The organism is Spiroplasma endosymbiont of Lasioglossum malachurum (genome assembly GCF_964020065.1).
Classification (GTDB): domain Bacteria; phylum Bacillota_I; class Bacilli_A; order Mycoplasmatales; family VBWQ01; genus Spiroplasma_E.
This window is the reverse complement of the sequence record NZ_OZ026534.1, coordinates 677,810-696,117: the sequence shown is the minus strand read 5'-3', so window position 1 is coordinate 696,117 and position 18,308 is coordinate 677,810. Positions and strand designations below refer to the sequence as shown.

Below are 18,308 nucleotides of genomic sequence, written 5' to 3'. Positions count from 1 at the left end.
TTTATTGTAAATATATTTTAAAAATTAATTTACTTAATTATTATATAAATATATAAGTGTAATTTTAAATAAAATCAAAATTATTTTAAAAAATGCTTTCATATTTAAAATATAATAAACAATTTCAATATAATTAATAGTATAGGTCTCATAAAATAAATGCCTTTAATTTAGGCGTTATTTTGCATTTAAAAGCATACTTGTAAAAATAATCAAAAATAGTACAATTTATAAGTAAAATCAAGGAAAAAAGGAGTAATTTAAGATGAAAACATGAATAAAAACAAATTTAAGTAAAATAACATTAGCATTAGCACTAACTGGTGCTACAACTGGAACAATAGGATTAATCATGGGGGGGTGCTTACCCATAATGTAGGTACTAATGTTAAACATTATTTAGACCACAATAAACAAATTGTTTTTGGTAGTTCAACAATATGAGAAGAAAATATAGGTGGAGAACATAAAATACGTTTATATTTTGATACAGTAAAACATAATAATGATATAAAATGAGATGGTATTTATCCTGATGGGTATTTTAACAAATAAAATATAGGAATAGGAATGGTATAAAATGAGTTCATGTGTTTTTTGTTTAAATAATAAAGTAAGCGCAGAGATTGGTTATGAAATAGATGATGAATTTAAACAAAAAATTATATTATCATATTGTAGAAATTGTTATAAAAATTGAGTTTTTGAACGTATGGGAGATGAAAACGAAAGGGGTGGTTGTCAAAGTTACGAAATAATTTATTATCATATTAGTAACTTATTTCCAAAAATGAATTATTTGAAAAATAATGAAAATTAGACAAAATTACTCTCTTTTCTTAAAACATTAAATTTATATTTTATATTCGACGTATTTAAAAAAAATAAAATATACATTTTGTAAGTTAAATTAAAATTATCAACAAGGAAAAAGACAAGAAATAATCTTGTCTTTTTTTGTAATTGTAAAATTTTAAAATTTTTAATAACCGTCTTTAGCACTATTATCAACACGTGTTAGGGAACTAAAAAAGTGAACTACAACACAGTTGTTAAAAATAGTAGCTAGCATGTGGACTTGCATGGATAAATAAAAAGTGGAGTGATACCTAATAAAATATACTAACCAGAAATGGTAATTCTTGGGGTGGGAGCAAATTGGAAACTAGTATATATAGACCTGTTGTAGGGACCCATTGTATTAATTCTATTCTTTATTTAACCAACCTTGCCACTCCCCAGTGAGCAAGTGTTGGTTTTATTTTTTATTTTTTTTGAAAAATTTTTTTGGGCGAGAAAATAAATTTCAAACTTGTAAAAAAAATTGAGCGGGGCCGGTTCAATTAAAATATTAATTTGTTTAACACAAATTAAATAAATATTGAATCGAATGCCTCAATGTTTTTTAAAATTTCACAATTTATTTTTGAGCCCAGAATTTCTGGAATGAATAAAACGAATAGTATTAATAATATAAAAATAAAAATATATATTCTTTATGCTACAAGCAACAGAATATATTAGAAAGAACTATTATGAAAAAGTATTTTTGTTGAACATGTAAACAACATAAATTAGATTATTTATTCTTTAATACTGATGATATAAAAACAAGACAAAACTTTTTAAGAGATAAAAATAATAAAGCAATTTGTTATGACTGTATTTTAAATGTTAGGTTAAGTAGGAGGTATAAATATGAATAAACAAAAACTATTTTCTTATAAAGACCAAGAAATTATTAATGAATATAATAAAAAACGTAATCAAGAAATAACAGAAGAACATTTAAATAATATAGAAAAATTAAGAGAAGATTTTAAAAAAGAAGTTATTAATGAATATAAAGAAAAATTAATTAGTTGATTAAAAATAAGAGAAAAAGAATATAGAAAATGTATAGAAAATAATAATAACTATAAAGGAAGATATGAAATTATATGTGTATTATTATATGAAATAAATAATGGATACTTTGATTAATAATGCAATATGACTTAATTATTGGAATTGACCCAGCAGGAATAGGTAGTAATGGAATGGTTATATATTCAAGTGAAACTAATAATATTGTTTTTAATGAAACATTTAATACATTAACTGTTTTATGAACTAAAAATATGTATAAAGAAAAAATGCAATTAATTAAAGAAAAATTTATTGATAAAAAAATATTAGTTATTGTAGAAAATTTCTTTTTAAGTTCAAAACAATTATTAACTAATCCATTATCAACACCTAAAATTATTGGTGCATTAATGGTATTAGTGCAAGATGTTTTTAACTGAGATTATCTAGAAAACCACCCAAAAAATAAAAATAAAATAACAAATTATAAAGGAAATATAAAATTAACAAAACATGAACAAGATGCTTATAAGCATATTCAATATTATTTAAAAAATCATAAAAAAATATTAATTTTTGATAATTATTTAAGGAAATTATAAACATGAAAGATAAAGCAAATTATGTCAAATTAACAGTAAAACTTAGTAACACTATTGAAGCAAAATATTACGAAAAAGGTAATAAAGAATTATATTATAGTGTTCGAGGTCAGTGAAATGGTTTAAACTATGTTACTTTAATTTTTAACAACCCAAAATTTTATAAACGATGTATTTTATTAAACAAAAATGATGAAATTTTAGTAACTGGTCAAATTTTTAATACTTTAAATATTCCTAAAAATCGTGCATTTTGTTCAATCAATGTTAAATGATTTAAAAAATGAAAAGAGTAAAAAATGATATTATGAAAAATTTTATTAATAGTACCAATATTAATAACAAGCATAACACTAATAATATTTTTAATATTTATTATTAAAGAATTAAAAAAATGAATATAAAGTATTAAAAATATTAAATGAAATATCAAAAGAAATTAAACATAAGGAGAATATGTCTAATGAATAAATGTGAACATGAAGATGTAAGTATTGAATTAATATTTAGATGTAATAATTGTAAAGCTGTTGAATTTCAACATCCAAAGGAGAGTAAATAATGAAAATGTGTATTGATTGTAAAGAAAATTATAATTGACCAAATTGTCAAAATTGTTTTAAAAATAATGATAATAAAAATTAAAAAGAATAATAAATGTGGCTATGGTAGAGTTTTTGCTCATAAATGTAATAACTTATGTAAACAAAAACAAAATAAAAGAGTTAGGAAAGAAAGGTTAAATTATGAATAAAGAAAAATTAATTTATTATCTTGATAATGAATTTATTGAATTACTTAAAGATGATATTAGTGATGAAATTAAAATTAATATTAGTAATTGAAAACTTAAATTAATAATGAAATTACAAGAAAAAATAGAAAAAGGTGAATTTGACTAATGTGTTTTTGTTATGAAGATGAAGCAATAAAATGTGATAAAGGATATTGTGATAACTGTTGTGAAAAATATTGTAATCAAGGAGATGAACATTAATGATAATATTACCTACTTTGTTTGAAAATAAAGATGAAATTGAAATATTATCACCATTTCCCAAAGCAATTCATACAAGTAATGATATTAGAGCAATTATTTTAAGACAATACCCAAATGTTAAATCCAAACACATAATTGTTTCTGACCCAGAAAGTAATGTTGCATTAATAGTTGGTGATAATGATGTTTATCAAGGTTGAATTAAAGTAACAATTAAAAAATTAGAAAATTAAAGGAGATTAAATATGACTAAACGCGAATTTTTAATTAAATGAAATGTAGATGAAAAATTATTTTTTATTGATAATGTTGAATTTTTACATTCAGATACACATATAATTTTTAATTGAAATGATGATTATTTAAGCATTGATTATCATTCAAAAGAGATGAAAAAATTTATAGAACTATTAAATGATTTAAAACAAATTAAAGGAGAATAAAATGCCAAGTATAGAAAATCAATCAAATTATACTTTAACTAAATTAATTAGAACTGGAATAAGTCCAATTTGTGCAATGATTGGTACAAGTGCTTATTATGGTCAAGTAATTGCAAATCCAGTATTAGGTTCAATTAATAGTTTATTATTTGGTAAAAAATTAGGTTTAGATATATGAAATTTAATTCAAAGACCAAATACTAAAACTAAATTAATTAATAGTTCTAAAAAAATTATTTTAGGTTTAGGAACAATTGGATTAGCAAATTATAGTAAATGAACTGAAAACAATATTAATCCTATTATTCCAACAACACCAATTCCAATAACTACTACAACTACAACAGAAGGTCCACCATGATTACTATTAAACAAGCAAGAAAATCAGTCATTAATGGATTGAGATACATATATTAGTTTAAATGCTTATGGTATATCAAATCTTATTAGTGGATTAACTGAGTTAATACCTAATAAATTTGAAACAATAAGAAAAATTTGTAATATGGCTACTGGTGGTTGTTTAATTTCAAGTGGTGTTGCTATGGGTATAAATAATGATTTTAATAATGCTTATGCAGTACCTACTATTATTGCTGGTGCAAGTGAAATAATCCATAATTTACTACCTATGGAAAATACAAATCATATTCAAGAAATGCAAGAAACATCATTTAATTATGAAACTACAAGATTAATTAATGACAATAGATTTACTATTAATAGTGAAACTGCAAGTCAATATTATGGTAGTGATAATATGAGCGAAGTACCATTAAATCACGATAATGCTTCATTAAATTGAGATTATAATCACATGAATTTATAAAGGAGGTGAATAATTTATGAATAAAGAAAAATTACTTGAATATTATAATAATGAAATTCAGACATATAAAGAGAGAATGGAACAATTAAATAAAGAAATTGCCTTATTAGTAAGCATTATAAGTAATTCAAAATCGATGATTGAAAGAATTAATGGTGGTCAATTTGATGAATAATTAAAAATTAAAAATAAATAGTTGAAAGGAAAATATTCAAATGAAAGAATTTTTACATGAATTAATAATTATTGGAACAAGTGTTGGAACATTAATTTGCAGAGAAATTATTGTTTTATTAAAAAGATTTATCACAACTCCAAAACATGTTAGAGCAAATAACAAAATTATAAAACATCAAAAAAAATTAGCAAAATTAAACGAAAAAATTAATAAAGGAGAAAAATAATATGACAAAAATTGAATTTAATGAAAAATATAGAAAACAAGATATCAGTATTGATAGAGATTTTGATTTACATATTGATAATTGTTTTAAATTTTCTGATATCAATACATTAGAAAATGCTGTTAATGATTATAAAAAACTAATAAGTGAAATGCCACAATTAGTTAAAGATTGATTATTGGGATAAGATTAGGAGAATGTTAAATGTTAGAAAATGAAAATAATGTTCAACAAACAACTGAACCTTTAACTGAAAATAATGCTCAACAAGAAATAGAAAATAAAGTTAATGAAGCAGAAAATAAGTTAAATAAACTTAATCAAGAAATTAAAGAAAAAGAAATGATTAATATATTTAAAAAATATCAAGTTAAAACTGAATTTTATGATTATTTAAAATTTAAAACAAGTAATATAGAAAATTCAAAAATTGAAGAAACTATTAAAAAAATGATTAAAGAACAACCGGTATTTAAAGAAATAATTAATACAGGTGGCAATAAACAAATAATTATTAATAATAAAACAAATGACAAAGAAAATTTTTTAATTAATTATAAAAAGAAAAATTATTTATAAACGAAAGGAAGAAATAAAATGTCAGTACCATTTAATCAAAATTTAGACAATACAGAGAGATTAGTAGAAGCACCAGAATTTATAGAGTTTTTTAAAATTTCAAATAGTCCATGGGCAAACTTTTTCCCTACTGAAATTGTTGACTCAGTAAATATTGAGTTTATTGTTAAAAAACCAAAAAAACCGGAAGTAAAAATTATTGCTTGGGATGATAAAAGTAAAAGATATGAATTACCATATGTTGATACAGATAAAATTAGTAAAAAAATAACTAAAAAATATCTTGCAGGAGAAATTATTGCAGATGTAGATTTAAAAGCAAATAATGGACAAAATTTATTAGATAGTATGCAATATGAAGTTGCAAATGATTTAGCAGATAAATTGGCAATTGATGATACACAAGCAATTGCAAAATTTGCTACTAAAATCGATATTGAAGATACAACACCAGTAGACTATTTAAAATCAATGTTATCTGCTTGAAATACTTTGTTTCAATTTAGAAACATTGCAAATAGTAAATTTTTTATTACTAATGGTCTTTATGATAGTTTAGTTTATTTAGCAGATAATAAAGGTTTAATTACCGATAATCAGTTGGCACAACAATTACGTTTAAATGGAAATAATTTATATGTAAAAGGCGTATTATGTGAAATCGTTCTTGATGACTATATGATTTTTACTAATGATAAAAATGAACAACAATTAATGACCTTTATTTTAGCAACACCAAGAGCAATGAAAAGATACATGATAGAAAATACAGTTATTTATGTAGATTTTATTAAAGATGATAAAGCAGGAAGAGCATATAAAGTTGCTGGTGAAGTTGTTGGAGAAGCAATCCCATATATTTCTAATAATGAAACAACATCACGTTGAATGTTATGTGGAGTTATTAAAACAGAAAAACCTGATTTAAAAACTAAAATAACAAGTTTAACAACCGATATTACTGCAAATGTTAATAACAATAATAATGAATTAAACACACAAATAAAAAGTACTAATGAACTTAAATTATTAAATCCAAATTTAACAAATCCAACTATTAAATATTTTAGTGATGCACAAGGAAAAACTAATGTAAGTAATCAAAAACAAAAAGCAGGTGACTTATATATAACTATTACTGCAAATGTTAATGACTTAAATTATAAAGGAACAACAAATCAAATTAAAATAACTCTTAAATAAAGGAAATTAATACCATGCCAATCGGTACAACTAATACAGCAATACTTTTAAACATAAATAAACCCAAACATACTAGAATAAGTAAACAACAAGAAAATAAAAATTTTTGATGAGAAATTTTAGAAATGATTGGTGTACAAGTAATAGCAGTAGCACTTGCTCCTTTTACTGGTGGATTAAGTGAAAGCGTAGCCCTTGGATTAGGTGCAAGTGATTTACTTGCTAGTATTAGTGCTGTTGGTGTAGAATTTTTAACTGATTTTACTATTAATCAAGTTTATGATTATTTAAAAGGAAATGTAACAAAATTAAATACTTTCTTTAATATACTACCTGCATTTGCTGGACTGAATAAAATTAGTCGTGGTTATCGTACAACTAAATTTATTAAATTAGCACAAGAAACTAAAACATTAGAACAAGTTGGTATTAAAGAAGTAAAAAACTTACAAGAAATTATTAGTCAAGTAGGTGGAAAAGAAATTTTAACAGATAAAATTATTGGTAATAAACGTTATTTAATGAATTATAGTTTTACTCCTAATCGTGAAACAGTATTACGAGATTTAGGTTATGTTGCTGAAAGACAATATAAAAATAATTTTCAAAAATTAGAAGCACAGGAGTTAAAAGATTACTTATTATTACAAAATACATTAATAAAATTAAGTCCACAATTAACTCCTAAATTTAAAATCAAAGATATTGAAAAAGCAAATAATTTTTTAAAAAAATATAATACTGATTTAAAAAAAGTATTATCTATGAACCAACATGATTGATTAAATTTAGTTCATACAATACACACAGAAAATAGATATGGAAAAACTTTAATTTTGGATTTACAAAAAATTCGTGCTAATGCTATTAAATTTGATTTTAAAAATAATGTTATTCATCAACTTGTTTTAAAAGAAAATCAAAGTTTTAAATATTTTGATATTAGATTTTATTTAAAAAAAGATTTAAATAAATTTTGAAAAGATACACCATATTTTGAAAAAATAAGAGAAAGTATATATAAATTACAAGAAAAATTTGAAAAGTTAGAAAAACAAGCATTTGAAAAAATTAATAAATTAAAACAAAAAGCAACTGATTTATTTACTAGTGCAGAAAAAAGAGCAATTAAACATGCACAATTAATTCCATTAAATTCACCAGTATTTATGGGTTGTAAAATTCAACCTTTATCATTAGATAAATGTGCAATTACTATTTATCATCGCAATCCTAAATATAAACCAATTACAGTTGTTGATAGTATTCTTAAAGCAAAAACTTTTGTTACTCAAATACATCCATTTCATTGATATCGTTGATATAGTGGTTGATACATGGGTTATGGTATTAATCGTAATAAATGATTAAAAGCAATAGCATTTGCTCCACCAGTGGTGCAACAAATAATTAGAGATAGTTTTAAAGTATATAGAGAAATATTTAGAATAATAAGAACTTATCATAAAGTAGTAAATGTTATTAATAATCCTATTGAAAATATTAACAAATCATTTAAAAATGTTGGTTTAAAATTTTCAGTAAATACTTTATTTGGTACTGGATTATTACATCATTTAGAAAAGTTTGCATATAGTCAAGTTGTAGCAAAAAGTAAGAAAAAATTAAAAAAAGGCAAAAATAAAATACAAAAAGAAATTGAACATATAACACATAAAAAAACAAAAAAACATACTCATCATTATAAACAATCGGTAATGTTTAGTAATCTGTGTAACTTACAAAAATAACTATGTTTAATTAATTCTAGTAAATATAATTAAATGATTAGAAAGAGTGAGTTACAGATGGCTAAAAAAGATAACTTTAATAATAATGATCCAATATCAAAAGCAGTAGATTTATTATTAGAAAATACTGAAGATTTAACAACAGTTTTTAAAGAAGGGGGTTTATATAAAGAATTAACAAAACGTTTAGTTGAAAAAATGTTGAATTCTGAGATGCAAAATTATTTAGGATATGAAAAAAATCAACATAGTAATAGTGACAATGCTCGTAATGGTATAAGTTCAAAAAAATTAATAACTCAACAAGGTAAAATTGAGATTGATGTACCACGAGATCGTAATAGTAATTTTACTCCTGTAATAGTGCCAAAAAGACAGAGAAGATTTGATGGTTTTGATCAACAAGTTCTTTCCTTATATGCAAAAGGTATGACATTATCAGATATTAGAATGCAGTTACAAGAGTTATATCATGGTGCTGATATTAGTGAAAGTGTTATTAGTCCAAATTACTGATGATGTGATTGATGATGTCAAAGCATGACAAAATAGACCATTAGAAGGCATTTATCCCATTGTTTATTTTGATTGTATAGTAGTTAAAGTACGACAAGATAAACGCATTATTAACAAATCAGTTTATATAGCTTTAGGTGTTGATTTAGAAGGTAAAAAAGATGTTTTAGGTTTATGAATTAGTGAAAATGAAGGCGCTAAATTTTGATTAGCAAATTTCACAGAAATGAAAAATCGTGGCTTAAATGATATTCTTATTGCTTGTAGTGACAACTTAACAGGCATGTCAGAAGCAATACAATCAGTTTATCCTAAAACTGAACATCAATTATGTATAGTTCATCAAATCAGAAATAGTTTAAAATATGTTTCATACAAACATCGAAAATCACTAGTTACAGATTTAAAGCCAATTTATAATGCATGTAGTGAAGAACAAGCAATGCAGGCTTTAGAATCATTTGAAAGTAAATGAAATAAACACTATCCTCAAATTGCTAAATCTTGATATAAAAATTGAGATAATTTAATGATTTTTATTAGTTATCCTCCAGAAATCAAAAGAGTGATTTATACTACAAATTCTATTGAATCTGTTAATAGTCAATTACGAAAAGTCATCAGAAATAAAAAAGTTTTTCCAAATGATATGGCAGTTTTCAAAATATTTTATTTAGCAATTGAAAATATAACAAAAAAATGAACAATGCCCATTCAAAATTGAAATACAGCAATTGCTCATTTTATGATAAAATTTGAAGACAGAATTAATCTGAACTAGTACTTTGTAAAACAAAGAAACACAGATTACTAAAAAGCCTCAAACAATCATTTTTTAAGGAATGATAAATTATGATTAATAAACTTTGAACTGATGTCAGTCTTGAAAATTATAATAACTGATATCCATTAACTGGAAAAATTACAGAAACCCCACAGCAATATATACAGACATGACCTAATGTTAATGATTGATTTAAAACTTTTGCTATTCGTGCTCAAAATGATATTAATGCTTATCTTGATTTTATTTTATCTAAATTTCCTTTTGATAGTTTTAAAGATGAGTTAATTAAAGAAACATTAAGAGATATGGTTTATGTAATGGTTGAACATTGAGTATTTAATCGTACACCAATTGAATTTAATGTTGATGCTACTATTCAATTTAATAATGGTAGTCAATTTAGTGCAAGTAGTACTCCTACGATTAATGTTTGAGATTTAGCACCTAGTAGAATGAAAATATGAGCAAGATTAACAGAATTAAAACAAATATTTTCAAGTTATAATGATGATGAAATAGATATTGAAAAAATTGACTTAAAAGCATTTTATACTAGAAATCAAGTTGATGAATTAATTGAACAACAAAAAGAATTTACATTATCAAAACAAATTAAATTATATGATGATTTAGTTGATGATAATGAAAATGAAATATATAGAGGTCCTGTTAGTAAATTTGTTAATAAAGGTTATGTTGCAACAGATTATGATAAAGAAACTGAAACAATGATTTTAGATTGACCAGATGAAATTGGAACATTACCACCAGAAGCATTACAAAATAATCCACAAATTGGTGATTATACACATGCACCAACTTGTGATTTTTCTGCTAAACAACAAAAACGAATTACTACAAATGAAAATAATATAACTAAATTGAATGATGAATTAACTAAAACTTATGAAAGTATTGATGATATTAAAAATAATTGATTTAATATTGAAACTAGTCCATTATGAAAAAAAGTTGAAAATAATAATATAGAAACATTTAAATGATATTTTATTAAAATCAGTTATCGATATTCAACAGAAAATGACTTTATGAAATTTTATAAAGTAATTAAAATTTATTTAAATCATGTTTTTAATGAATTTGAATTGTTAAATGTTGATTCCATGACGTATAGTGAACAAATCCAAAATAAAAGAATTTTAAATACCGGAACGATTTACTATAACAATAAAAAGAAAGAATTTAGTGGTGGTGGTAATTCTTATCCTGAACGTGGAAAAATTAATTTAATTGGTGATATAGAAGAAATATATCAATATCAAGGAATAGATACACCAACTGAATTTATATCGGAAGAAGGTACTGAACGTGATTATTATACAAAAATAGAAACTAATAATTTATTAGATAAAAAACAAGATAAATTAATCGCTGGTACTAATATAACTATTGATGAAAATAATAAAATTAGTGCTACTGGCGGGAAAACTGATTTAACTGATTATTATAAAAAAGAAGAAGTAGATAAAAAATTAGAAGATACAAAAGCATTATTTCCAATTGCTTTTTCTATGAATGCTATTGGTCAAGAAATTCCTAATTTAGAAACTACTAATAAAACTGTTGCTGGTGCTATTAATGAAATAAATAAAAAAGAAAGTAAAGAAAAATGAGTTATTGTTGGTAAGAGCCTTAATAAACGTACATGAACAGATTTTAATATTAATATTAATCAAACATATAGAGCGCTTATAACATGAGAAACTAAATTAATAGGTTATCCAATAATGATTTTATTTAAAACTGCTAAGGGTCTTAATACAGCGCCTCATACAATTATTAATGGAAAAATTGGTAATGAAGATGTTACTTTGGATATTATGACAACTGAGGATAATAAATCAATTTTAAAAATAAATGGTGCAGAAAATGACCCATATGGTGAAATTATTAGTTTAGAAATTAAAGAAAATGAATGAGATGTTGATTTAAGAGATAATGATACACCAACTCCAAGTGGTTCAAATTGAAAAGAAGTAGGAGAAGTTATAACAGATAAAAATAATAATAATCAAAATTATATAAAATATATATTTAAAGATAAAACACATTATAGAATATATATAAGTTATGGTGATTATACAACTAAAGAAAATAATAAAAATTATAGTTGACAAATAATTAATTTTTATTATCAATTAGATACAAGCGTTGTAAAAAGTAGTTTATGAATAGCAAATAATAACAATAACCAACAAACTGAAATTAATATTTATAACAATAGAATAATGTGGGGTATGGGTAAAGATTATATTTTTAAAAAATTAGAAGAATTACAGGAATAATATTATGTTTTTTAAAATTATAAAAATTATTTTAGGTTTAATTGGAGTAATATTGTCTTCTGCAACTGCTGGTTTAATTATATTTATTATTGTAAAAATTATATTAAAAATTAATCAAATATTTTAAAGAAAGGTGGTGAATATTATGTTAAGTCTATTTAAAAGAAAAGAAAAAAGTAATATTAGTAATAATCAAAATGAAAAAGTAAAATTTTTAACTAATAAAAATAAAAGTACTCATGCTTCAATTTTAAATTATTTTGGTTTTAATGATTTTAACCATGAAACTTATTTTACTGATTTTGTAGCAGAAAATAATGCTAATTTATATAATGCTCCATTAGAAATTAATAATGAAACCATTAAACAATATTTAATTCAACAAGAATTTTATAGAAAAAATTGAAATTCTATTTTTAAATTAAGTAAATTAGGAATTAGTGGTTATTTAATTTATATTGCAAATGATAATTTATATTTTCAAGTAGTTGACATACAACAAAGAGTTTATGATATTACTGGTAAATTAATTCAATGTACTATTTTTTATGATAGTTATCAACAAAATGCACAAACTGTAAGATTATTTGAAATTTATACATTAAATAATGAACAAGTAACTATTAATCGTGCAATTTATAGTATTAGTGATAATAAAAAACAATTTCCATTAGATTTTAAATCATATATTAATAACCCTAATTTAGAACAAGAACAAACATTAAATATTAATTATATACCAATATCAATTATGCGAAATAAAGCAAATGAGTTAGCAGATTGTAATAAAGTAATGGATAAGATTAAAGCATTAGATGTTATTTATGAACAAATTGTTTTAGATACCATTTTAAATTCACCTAAATTTATATTTAGTCAAACTTATGGTAATGTTCAATCTTTAATTGAAGATGCAGTAAGAACATTAGTTACTAAAAACTACATATTTAAAAGTGGTGGAGATAATAATGAACAAAACGAAAATATCAATATGACAAATAGTAATTTTAAAGGTAAAAATTTAACTGATATATATGATTGAAATGTTAATGAAATATTTAAACGTTGTGGTATTCATATACCAAGTCAAAAGAAATCTGCACAACAATCAGTACCTGAAAGTACAGCAGTAAATATTTCAACTATTAATTATATTGAACAAAAATTATGACAATTTAATATTGATATTCTTAAATTTATTCAAATATTAGTAAGTATAGATAAAGATTTATTAAATAGTAAAACATTTAATATTAATGATGAACAAGAAATTAATAATTTAACAGTTAAATTAAAATTATTTAATCCAGAAAATAACCAATTAATAGGAGATAACCATGGAAGACAACAACAAACCACAAACAAAGTTTCCACAGAAACAGAAGCAAACTAAACTTAATCAAGCAGAAGTAGAAAATGATTATTTAATTGATAATATTCCTTATGATTTTATTAATATGATGGGTGCTACTAGTGACCCAGACATTAATAGAGCATATGATGAATTTAAAAAAAGAACAATTTATATTTATGAAATTGAACGTTTATTTAAAAACAATGAAAATAATAGTTTAAGATTTTCAGCAAACACTATTAAAATAGGTTTTATTGATATTGATAAAGTATTAAAAACCACTGCTGCTGAAACATCAGACTTTACTATGCAATTAAATCAAAGAGCTAGCACAAATATTAATGATAATACTATTGAATATAGTATGACTGATATTAAAAATTTAATTTTTCAAGAAATAAATTTATTAAATCAATTTAAATTATATGCAGTTAGTATAAATGAACCATTAATTGAAAATAATATTGATAATTTATATATCATTAATAATTATTCACAATCTTATCAAAATCCAAAAACAAGAAGTACTAAAAGTATTACTATTATTAAAATTAAAGATTTTAAAACAAGAGATGGTTATCCAATTATTATTAAATTACAAAAACCATTAGATAAAGATACAAAAGTTATTGGTTTAAAAATTAAAGCACCTAGAAGCATGATTTTCGGCAATATAAAGGTACTTGGTGAAGTTGACAATATGGAAGTATACCCAAAGTTATTTATAAAGGATAAGATAGCATTTCCGCTATTATCAATGCCTATTGAAACTCAACCAAAAGTTAAAATATTACAACAATGATTTAGTGAACAAATCTTACCTTGAAAATTAGCAAAACAATTTATAGGACAAGAAAAATCAGTTTTAGATTTAATTGCTATTGGTGGTGGTACTGAAACAAGAAAAGAAATTATTAATAATGCAAGAGTAACTAATGCTAAAATTGGTTATGATGTTTCTAAAAATTCAAAAGTATGACCATTATCTGATGAACTAGAATTAAAAGATACAAAATTAGAGTCATGATTTTTAGTAAGTAACTATAATTTATTTATTTCTACAACTAATAAATTTCATGATGTTGAATTAGAAATAAAAGATAGACCACCAATTGATAGTTTACAAAAAGTATTATTAGATATGCTAACTTATACATATACTTATAATAGAAACTTTGATGGTGCAACATTAAACCCTAATGACCAAAATGCTTTAGATAAAATGCGTGGTAAATTTGAAGGGCAAAAATCTGATGATGTAATTACAAATTTATTTAAACAATGAGAATTAGATTATCCAAATTATATAAATTTAAAACAAATAAAAATATTTAAACAAATAATTACAATGTTATCAAAATATATTTATTCAACACTATCAATTAATAAAGGATTAAATGATGATTATAAATTATTATTGCCTTATTATTTTGAATTAAAATCAAATCCAATTCACTCACAACCTACAGATGTTTGAAAATTTAAAGATACTAAAGTAATTTTAAAATCTGAGTATTTTGATTTTACAGATATAAACAATATTAAACTAAAAAATAATGATATTAGTCAAAATCAATTATTTAAACTTGATGATAATCAATTTAATTGACTTGCTATTACAAATGAATTGGAAAGTAATAATATTCCATCGTTAATTCCAGCTGATTGAACACTAGGTAATGGTGAATATGGAAAATACTTTACAAGAGTAATTATTAGTAATACTAAAATTGAAAAAATTTTAAATTTATATGGTTCAAATAAATCTCAATTATTTTCTAAATTAGAATTTTATAAAGAAATTACGCAAATTGATAATAATAGTGAATTTGAATTACAAATAGAAAATTCGATTAATAATTTAAATAGGATTGAAATTAGTGGAATATTTGGTTCTGGAAATTATGATTTAATTTTAATAACTGATAAACAAGAAATAAATTTAACTGATATTAGTTTATTTGACAAATATAACGAAAACATTTGTTACATAAATATTGAAATTTAATTTCTCCTAATTTTTTTTAATTTATTGTATTGATTAAATAAATTTACCTCATTATCAGTTCATTCTTCTCAACAATCCATACATAAAAAAATAGTAACATAACGCATTAAATCATTAACTTCAATTTCATAATTAAATTTAGCACCAACATATTCACTAAGACATGATATACAATTTTTCATTAATTATCATCACTTTCGTTTTCATCTCCCATACGTTCAAAAACTCAATTTTTATAACAATTTCTACAATATGATAATATAATTTTTTGTTTAAATTCATCATCTATTTCATAACCAATCTCTGCGCTTACTTTATTATTTAAACAAAAAACACATGAACTCATTTTATACCATTCCTATTCCTATATTTTATTTGTTAAAATACCCATCAGGATAAATACCATCTCATTTTATATCATTATTATGTTTTACTGTATCAAAATATAAACGTATTTTATGTTCTCCACCTATATTTTCTTCTCATATTGTTGAACTACCAAAAACAATTTGTTTATTGTGGTCTAAATAATGTTTAACATTAGTACCTACATTATGGGTAAGCACCCCCCCATGATTAATCCTATTGTTCCAGTTGTAGCACCAGTTAGTGCTAATGCTAATGTTATTTTACTTAAATTTGTTTTTATTCATGTTTTCATCTTAAATTACTCCTTTTTTCCTTGATTTTACTTATAAATTGTACTATTTTTGATTATTTTTACAAGTATGCTTTTAAATGCAAAATAACGCCTAAATTAAAGGCATTTATTTTATGAGACCTATACTATTAATTATATTGAAATTGTTTATTATATTTTAAATATGAAAGCATTTTTTAAAATAATTTTGATTTTATTTAAAATTACACTTATATATTTATATAATAATTAAGTAAATTAATTTTTAAAATATATTTACAATAAATTTAGAATTTTTTAAAATAGTTAGGAGAAGTAAATGTGAATTTTAATTATAAATGAAATTTTAGAGAACAAAGTGCAAAAATTGATAAATTAGTTTTAGAACATATAACAAAAAAATGAGAAAAATGAGATTGAAGAATAAAAAATACAAGAGATAAAAAGAAATATAAAATTGTTGATTATCAATATCGAACAAGAAAAATAATGTATGGATTAGTAACTTATAAAAGAAGAATTTATGAATATTTTGATGAAAAATTACAAAAATGAGTTCGTGTTTGTTTAGTTGATGAATGACTAGAATTACCTAAATATAAAAGAATTGGTGAAGATGTTGAACAAACTATTATTGAATATTTTGCTGATGGAAAAAGATATCATGATATTTGTGCTATTTGTAAAAAAGCAGGTATTAGTGTTAGTACTGTTCATAGAGTTTTTAAAAATTTAGAAGTAATTGAAGCAAATCCAGTAAAAGTAAAATTAGAAAAAAATCAACCTATTTTTGTAGCAATTGATAATGGATATCGAAAGTTTTGAGATTTTAAACGTAAAGGTATAAAACACTCTATGAGATTAATAACAACATATACAGATAATATTAATCATAAAGTACAAAATAAAAGAGTAAAGGCAATTATAAGACCAACAAAAACAGCAATTGGCGTTAAAAAAACTGCTGAATTTGTTAAAGAACATTGTCAAAAATTTTATGAAAACATTGAACAAGCAAAAATTATTATTTGTGGTGATAGTGCAGGATGAATTAAAGAAGTTGCTGATTATTTAGGTGCACAGTTTGTTTTAGATAAATTCCATTTAATTAGAACATTATATCTTGGAATAATGGCGGGAAATAAAGGAAAATATTTAAAAGAATATAATTACTGTAAAAATTTAATTAATAATAGTCAATATGAACAATTAATTGATTATTTATATAAAGAATTAGATAATCATAAAAAATTAAAGAAAAAATATTTTAAAAATAATAAACAAGGTATTGAAAATCAAGGTGCAAAATGAAATATTGGTTGCTTTACTGAAACTAATATTTGACATGTTTTAAAAGAAATGCTTGGTAATAGAACTTATAATATTTCAATTTATATTAAAATGGTTATTTTTAAATGTAATAAAATAAATACAGAGATACAATTATTATAAATTAAAATTTAACTTTTTTTTAAAAATCAAAATAGAATAAAACTTATTAAATGTGTTTTAATAAGAATTTTTGTTGTGTATAAATATTAAATTTATTTTTTAATTTTTTAGTAATTTTTAAAAATAAGTATTTTAGTTGCATTTAAGTTAAAAAAATTATATTATTTAAATACAATTTCATAAAAATCCAAATTATTTCTTGTCTAACATAATAATAAGACTATATGAATTAATTTATTCCGGATTTTTGACAACCACCCTTATTAGTTATCTTTTTTAGCCATCTGTAACTCACTCTTTCTAGTCATTTAATTATATTTACTAGAATTAATTAAACATAGTTATTTTTGTAAGTTACACAGATTACTAAACATTACCATCAGTATTGATAGAGATTTTGATTTACATATTGATAATTGTGTTAAATTTTCTGATATCAATGTACTAATACTTCGATTAAGATTTTTAGCTATTTCACTAATTTTAAATTTAAATTTCAATTGATTCTCAATATAAATCCTTTCATCTATGCCAAGATGTTTATAACTTATATAAAAACTCCTTACTTTTTTCTAAACTAAATTTA

General features: G+C 22.4%; 24 protein-coding genes and 1 pseudogene. 21 read left to right on the top strand and 4 right to left on the bottom strand.

Features of this window, described 5'->3' with window-relative positions; translation table 4 throughout:
- Nucleotides 1–360 precede the first annotated feature (360 nt).
- The 20 genes and pseudogenes from AACK95_RS03925 to AACK95_RS03830 all read left to right on the top strand — a co-directional run bounded on the left by AACK95_RS03925 (nt 361) and on the right by AACK95_RS03830 (nt 15,630).
- Nucleotides 361–555 (top strand): hypothetical protein, encoded by a 195-nt coding sequence (locus AACK95_RS03925; protein ID WP_338979413.1) that lies wholly within the window; start codon nt 361–363, stop codon nt 553–555.
- 25 nt (nt 556–580) lie between these two features.
- On the top strand, nt 581–820 hold the full coding sequence (locus AACK95_RS03920) for a hypothetical protein (RefSeq protein WP_338979438.1): 240 nt from the start codon (nt 581–583) through the stop codon (nt 818–820).
- A gap of 878 nt (nt 821–1,698) precedes the next feature.
- A complete protein-coding gene (locus AACK95_RS03915; RefSeq protein WP_338979437.1) occupies nt 1,699–1,983 on the top strand; it encodes a hypothetical protein in 285 nt (94 codons plus the stop codon).
- A 2-nt stretch (nt 1,984–1,985) separates the two neighbouring features.
- Nucleotides 1,986–2,450 (top strand): hypothetical protein, encoded by a 465-nt coding sequence (locus tag AACK95_RS03910; protein ID WP_338979436.1) that lies wholly within the window; start codon nt 1,986–1,988, stop codon nt 2,448–2,450.
- Between the two features lie 2 nt (nt 2,451–2,452).
- Nucleotides 2,453–2,746 carry a hypothetical protein gene (locus AACK95_RS03905; RefSeq protein ID WP_338979435.1) on the top strand — a complete coding sequence of 98 codons (294 nt, stop codon included), beginning with the start codon at nt 2,453–2,455 and terminating at the stop codon, nt 2,744–2,746.
- A 450-nt stretch (nt 2,747–3,196) separates the two neighbouring features.
- A complete protein-coding gene (locus AACK95_RS03900) occupies nt 3,197–3,352 on the top strand; it encodes a hypothetical protein (protein ID WP_338979433.1) in 156 nt (51 codons plus the stop codon).
- A gap of 94 nt (nt 3,353–3,446) precedes the next feature.
- Nucleotides 3,447–3,683, top strand: coding sequence for a hypothetical protein (locus AACK95_RS03895; protein ID WP_174480108.1), 237 nt, complete (start codon nt 3,447–3,449; stop codon nt 3,681–3,683).
- A 12-nt stretch (nt 3,684–3,695) separates the two neighbouring features.
- A complete protein-coding gene (locus tag AACK95_RS03890) occupies nt 3,696–3,893 on the top strand; it encodes a hypothetical protein (RefSeq protein WP_338979431.1) in 198 nt (65 codons plus the stop codon).
- Nucleotide 3,894: 1 nt separating this feature from the next.
- Nucleotides 3,895–4,722 (top strand): hypothetical protein, encoded by an 828-nt coding sequence (locus AACK95_RS03885; protein ID WP_338979429.1) that lies wholly within the window; start codon nt 3,895–3,897, stop codon nt 4,720–4,722.
- Nucleotides 4,723–4,738: 16 nt separating this feature from the next.
- On the top strand, nt 4,739–4,897 hold the full coding sequence (locus AACK95_RS03880; RefSeq protein WP_281747961.1) for a hypothetical protein: 159 nt from the start codon (nt 4,739–4,741) through the stop codon (nt 4,895–4,897).
- A gap of 40 nt (nt 4,898–4,937) precedes the next feature.
- Nucleotides 4,938–5,126, top strand: a complete 189-nt coding sequence (locus AACK95_RS03875) for a hypothetical protein (RefSeq protein ID WP_174481134.1) — start codon at nt 4,938–4,940, stop codon at nt 5,124–5,126.
- A gap of 1 nt (nt 5,127) precedes the next feature.
- Complete coding sequence (locus tag AACK95_RS03870; RefSeq protein ID WP_174480219.1) at nt 5,128–5,313, top strand: hypothetical protein; 186 nt, start codon at nt 5,128–5,130, stop codon at nt 5,311–5,313.
- 17 nt (nt 5,314–5,330) lie between these two features.
- Complete coding sequence (locus tag AACK95_RS03865; RefSeq protein WP_338979427.1) at nt 5,331–5,705, top strand: hypothetical protein; 375 nt, start codon at nt 5,331–5,333, stop codon at nt 5,703–5,705.
- An 18-nt stretch (nt 5,706–5,723) separates the two neighbouring features.
- Nucleotides 5,724–6,908, top strand: a complete 1,185-nt coding sequence (locus AACK95_RS03860; RefSeq protein WP_338979425.1) for a hypothetical protein — start codon at nt 5,724–5,726, stop codon at nt 6,906–6,908.
- 14 nt (nt 6,909–6,922) lie between these two features.
- Nucleotides 6,923–8,659 (top strand): hypothetical protein, encoded by a 1,737-nt coding sequence (locus AACK95_RS03855; RefSeq protein ID WP_338979423.1) that lies wholly within the window; start codon nt 6,923–6,925, stop codon nt 8,657–8,659.
- Between the two features lie 57 nt (nt 8,660–8,716).
- Nucleotides 8,717–9,956 (top strand): annotated as a pseudogene (locus AACK95_RS03850) (IS256 family transposase).
- A 71-nt stretch (nt 9,957–10,027) separates the two neighbouring features.
- Nucleotides 10,028–12,268 carry a hypothetical protein gene (locus AACK95_RS03845; RefSeq protein WP_338979422.1) on the top strand — a complete coding sequence of 747 codons (2,241 nt, stop codon included), beginning with the start codon at nt 10,028–10,030 and terminating at the stop codon, nt 12,266–12,268.
- Nucleotides 12,269–12,272: 4 nt separating this feature from the next.
- Nucleotides 12,273–12,395, top strand: a complete 123-nt coding sequence (locus tag AACK95_RS03840) for a hypothetical protein (protein ID WP_255495924.1) — start codon at nt 12,273–12,275, stop codon at nt 12,393–12,395.
- 18 nt (nt 12,396–12,413) lie between these two features.
- Nucleotides 12,414–13,661: a hypothetical protein gene (locus AACK95_RS03835; RefSeq protein WP_338979420.1), complete on the top strand. Its 1,248-nt coding sequence runs from the start codon at nt 12,414–12,416 to the stop codon at nt 13,659–13,661.
- Entirely contained in the window at nt 13,606–15,630 is a 2,025-nt protein-coding gene (locus tag AACK95_RS03830) for a hypothetical protein (RefSeq protein ID WP_338979418.1), read from the top strand. The genes AACK95_RS03835 and AACK95_RS03830 overlap by 56 nt, the downstream gene beginning before the upstream one ends.
- Here the strand turns inward: AACK95_RS03830 and AACK95_RS03825 are convergent.
- From AACK95_RS03825 to AACK95_RS03815, 3 genes are read right to left on the bottom strand one after another with little or no spacing between them, the layout of a single operon-like run.
- The gene (locus AACK95_RS03825; RefSeq protein ID WP_338979417.1) at nt 15,627–15,812 is read right to left on the bottom strand and encodes a hypothetical protein; all 186 of its coding nucleotides are present in this window, start codon (nt 15,810–15,812) and stop codon (nt 15,627–15,629) included. The genes AACK95_RS03830 and AACK95_RS03825 overlap by 4 nt on opposite strands.
- Nucleotides 15,812–15,976 (bottom strand): hypothetical protein, encoded by a 165-nt coding sequence (locus AACK95_RS03820; RefSeq protein WP_338979415.1) that lies wholly within the window; start codon nt 15,974–15,976, stop codon nt 15,812–15,814. The genes AACK95_RS03825 and AACK95_RS03820 overlap by 1 nt, the downstream gene beginning before the upstream one ends.
- A 25-nt stretch (nt 15,977–16,001) precedes the next feature.
- Nucleotides 16,002–16,196, bottom strand: a complete 195-nt coding sequence (locus AACK95_RS03815) for a hypothetical protein (RefSeq protein WP_338979413.1) — start codon at nt 16,194–16,196, stop codon at nt 16,002–16,004.
- Between the two features lie 395 nt (nt 16,197–16,591).
- Here AACK95_RS03815 and AACK95_RS03810 point away from each other — a divergent pair, with 395 nt between their 5' ends.
- Entirely contained in the window at nt 16,592–17,722 is a 1,131-nt protein-coding gene (locus AACK95_RS03810) for an Mbov_0401 family ICE element transposase-like protein (RefSeq protein WP_338979412.1), read from the top strand.
- 341 nt (nt 17,723–18,063) lie between these two features.
- Here the strand turns inward: AACK95_RS03810 and AACK95_RS03805 are convergent, their stop codons facing one another.
- Nucleotides 18,064–18,222, bottom strand: a complete 159-nt coding sequence (locus AACK95_RS03805; protein ID WP_338979410.1) for a hypothetical protein — start codon at nt 18,220–18,222, stop codon at nt 18,064–18,066.
- Between the last annotated feature and the right edge of the window lie 86 nt (nt 18,223–18,308).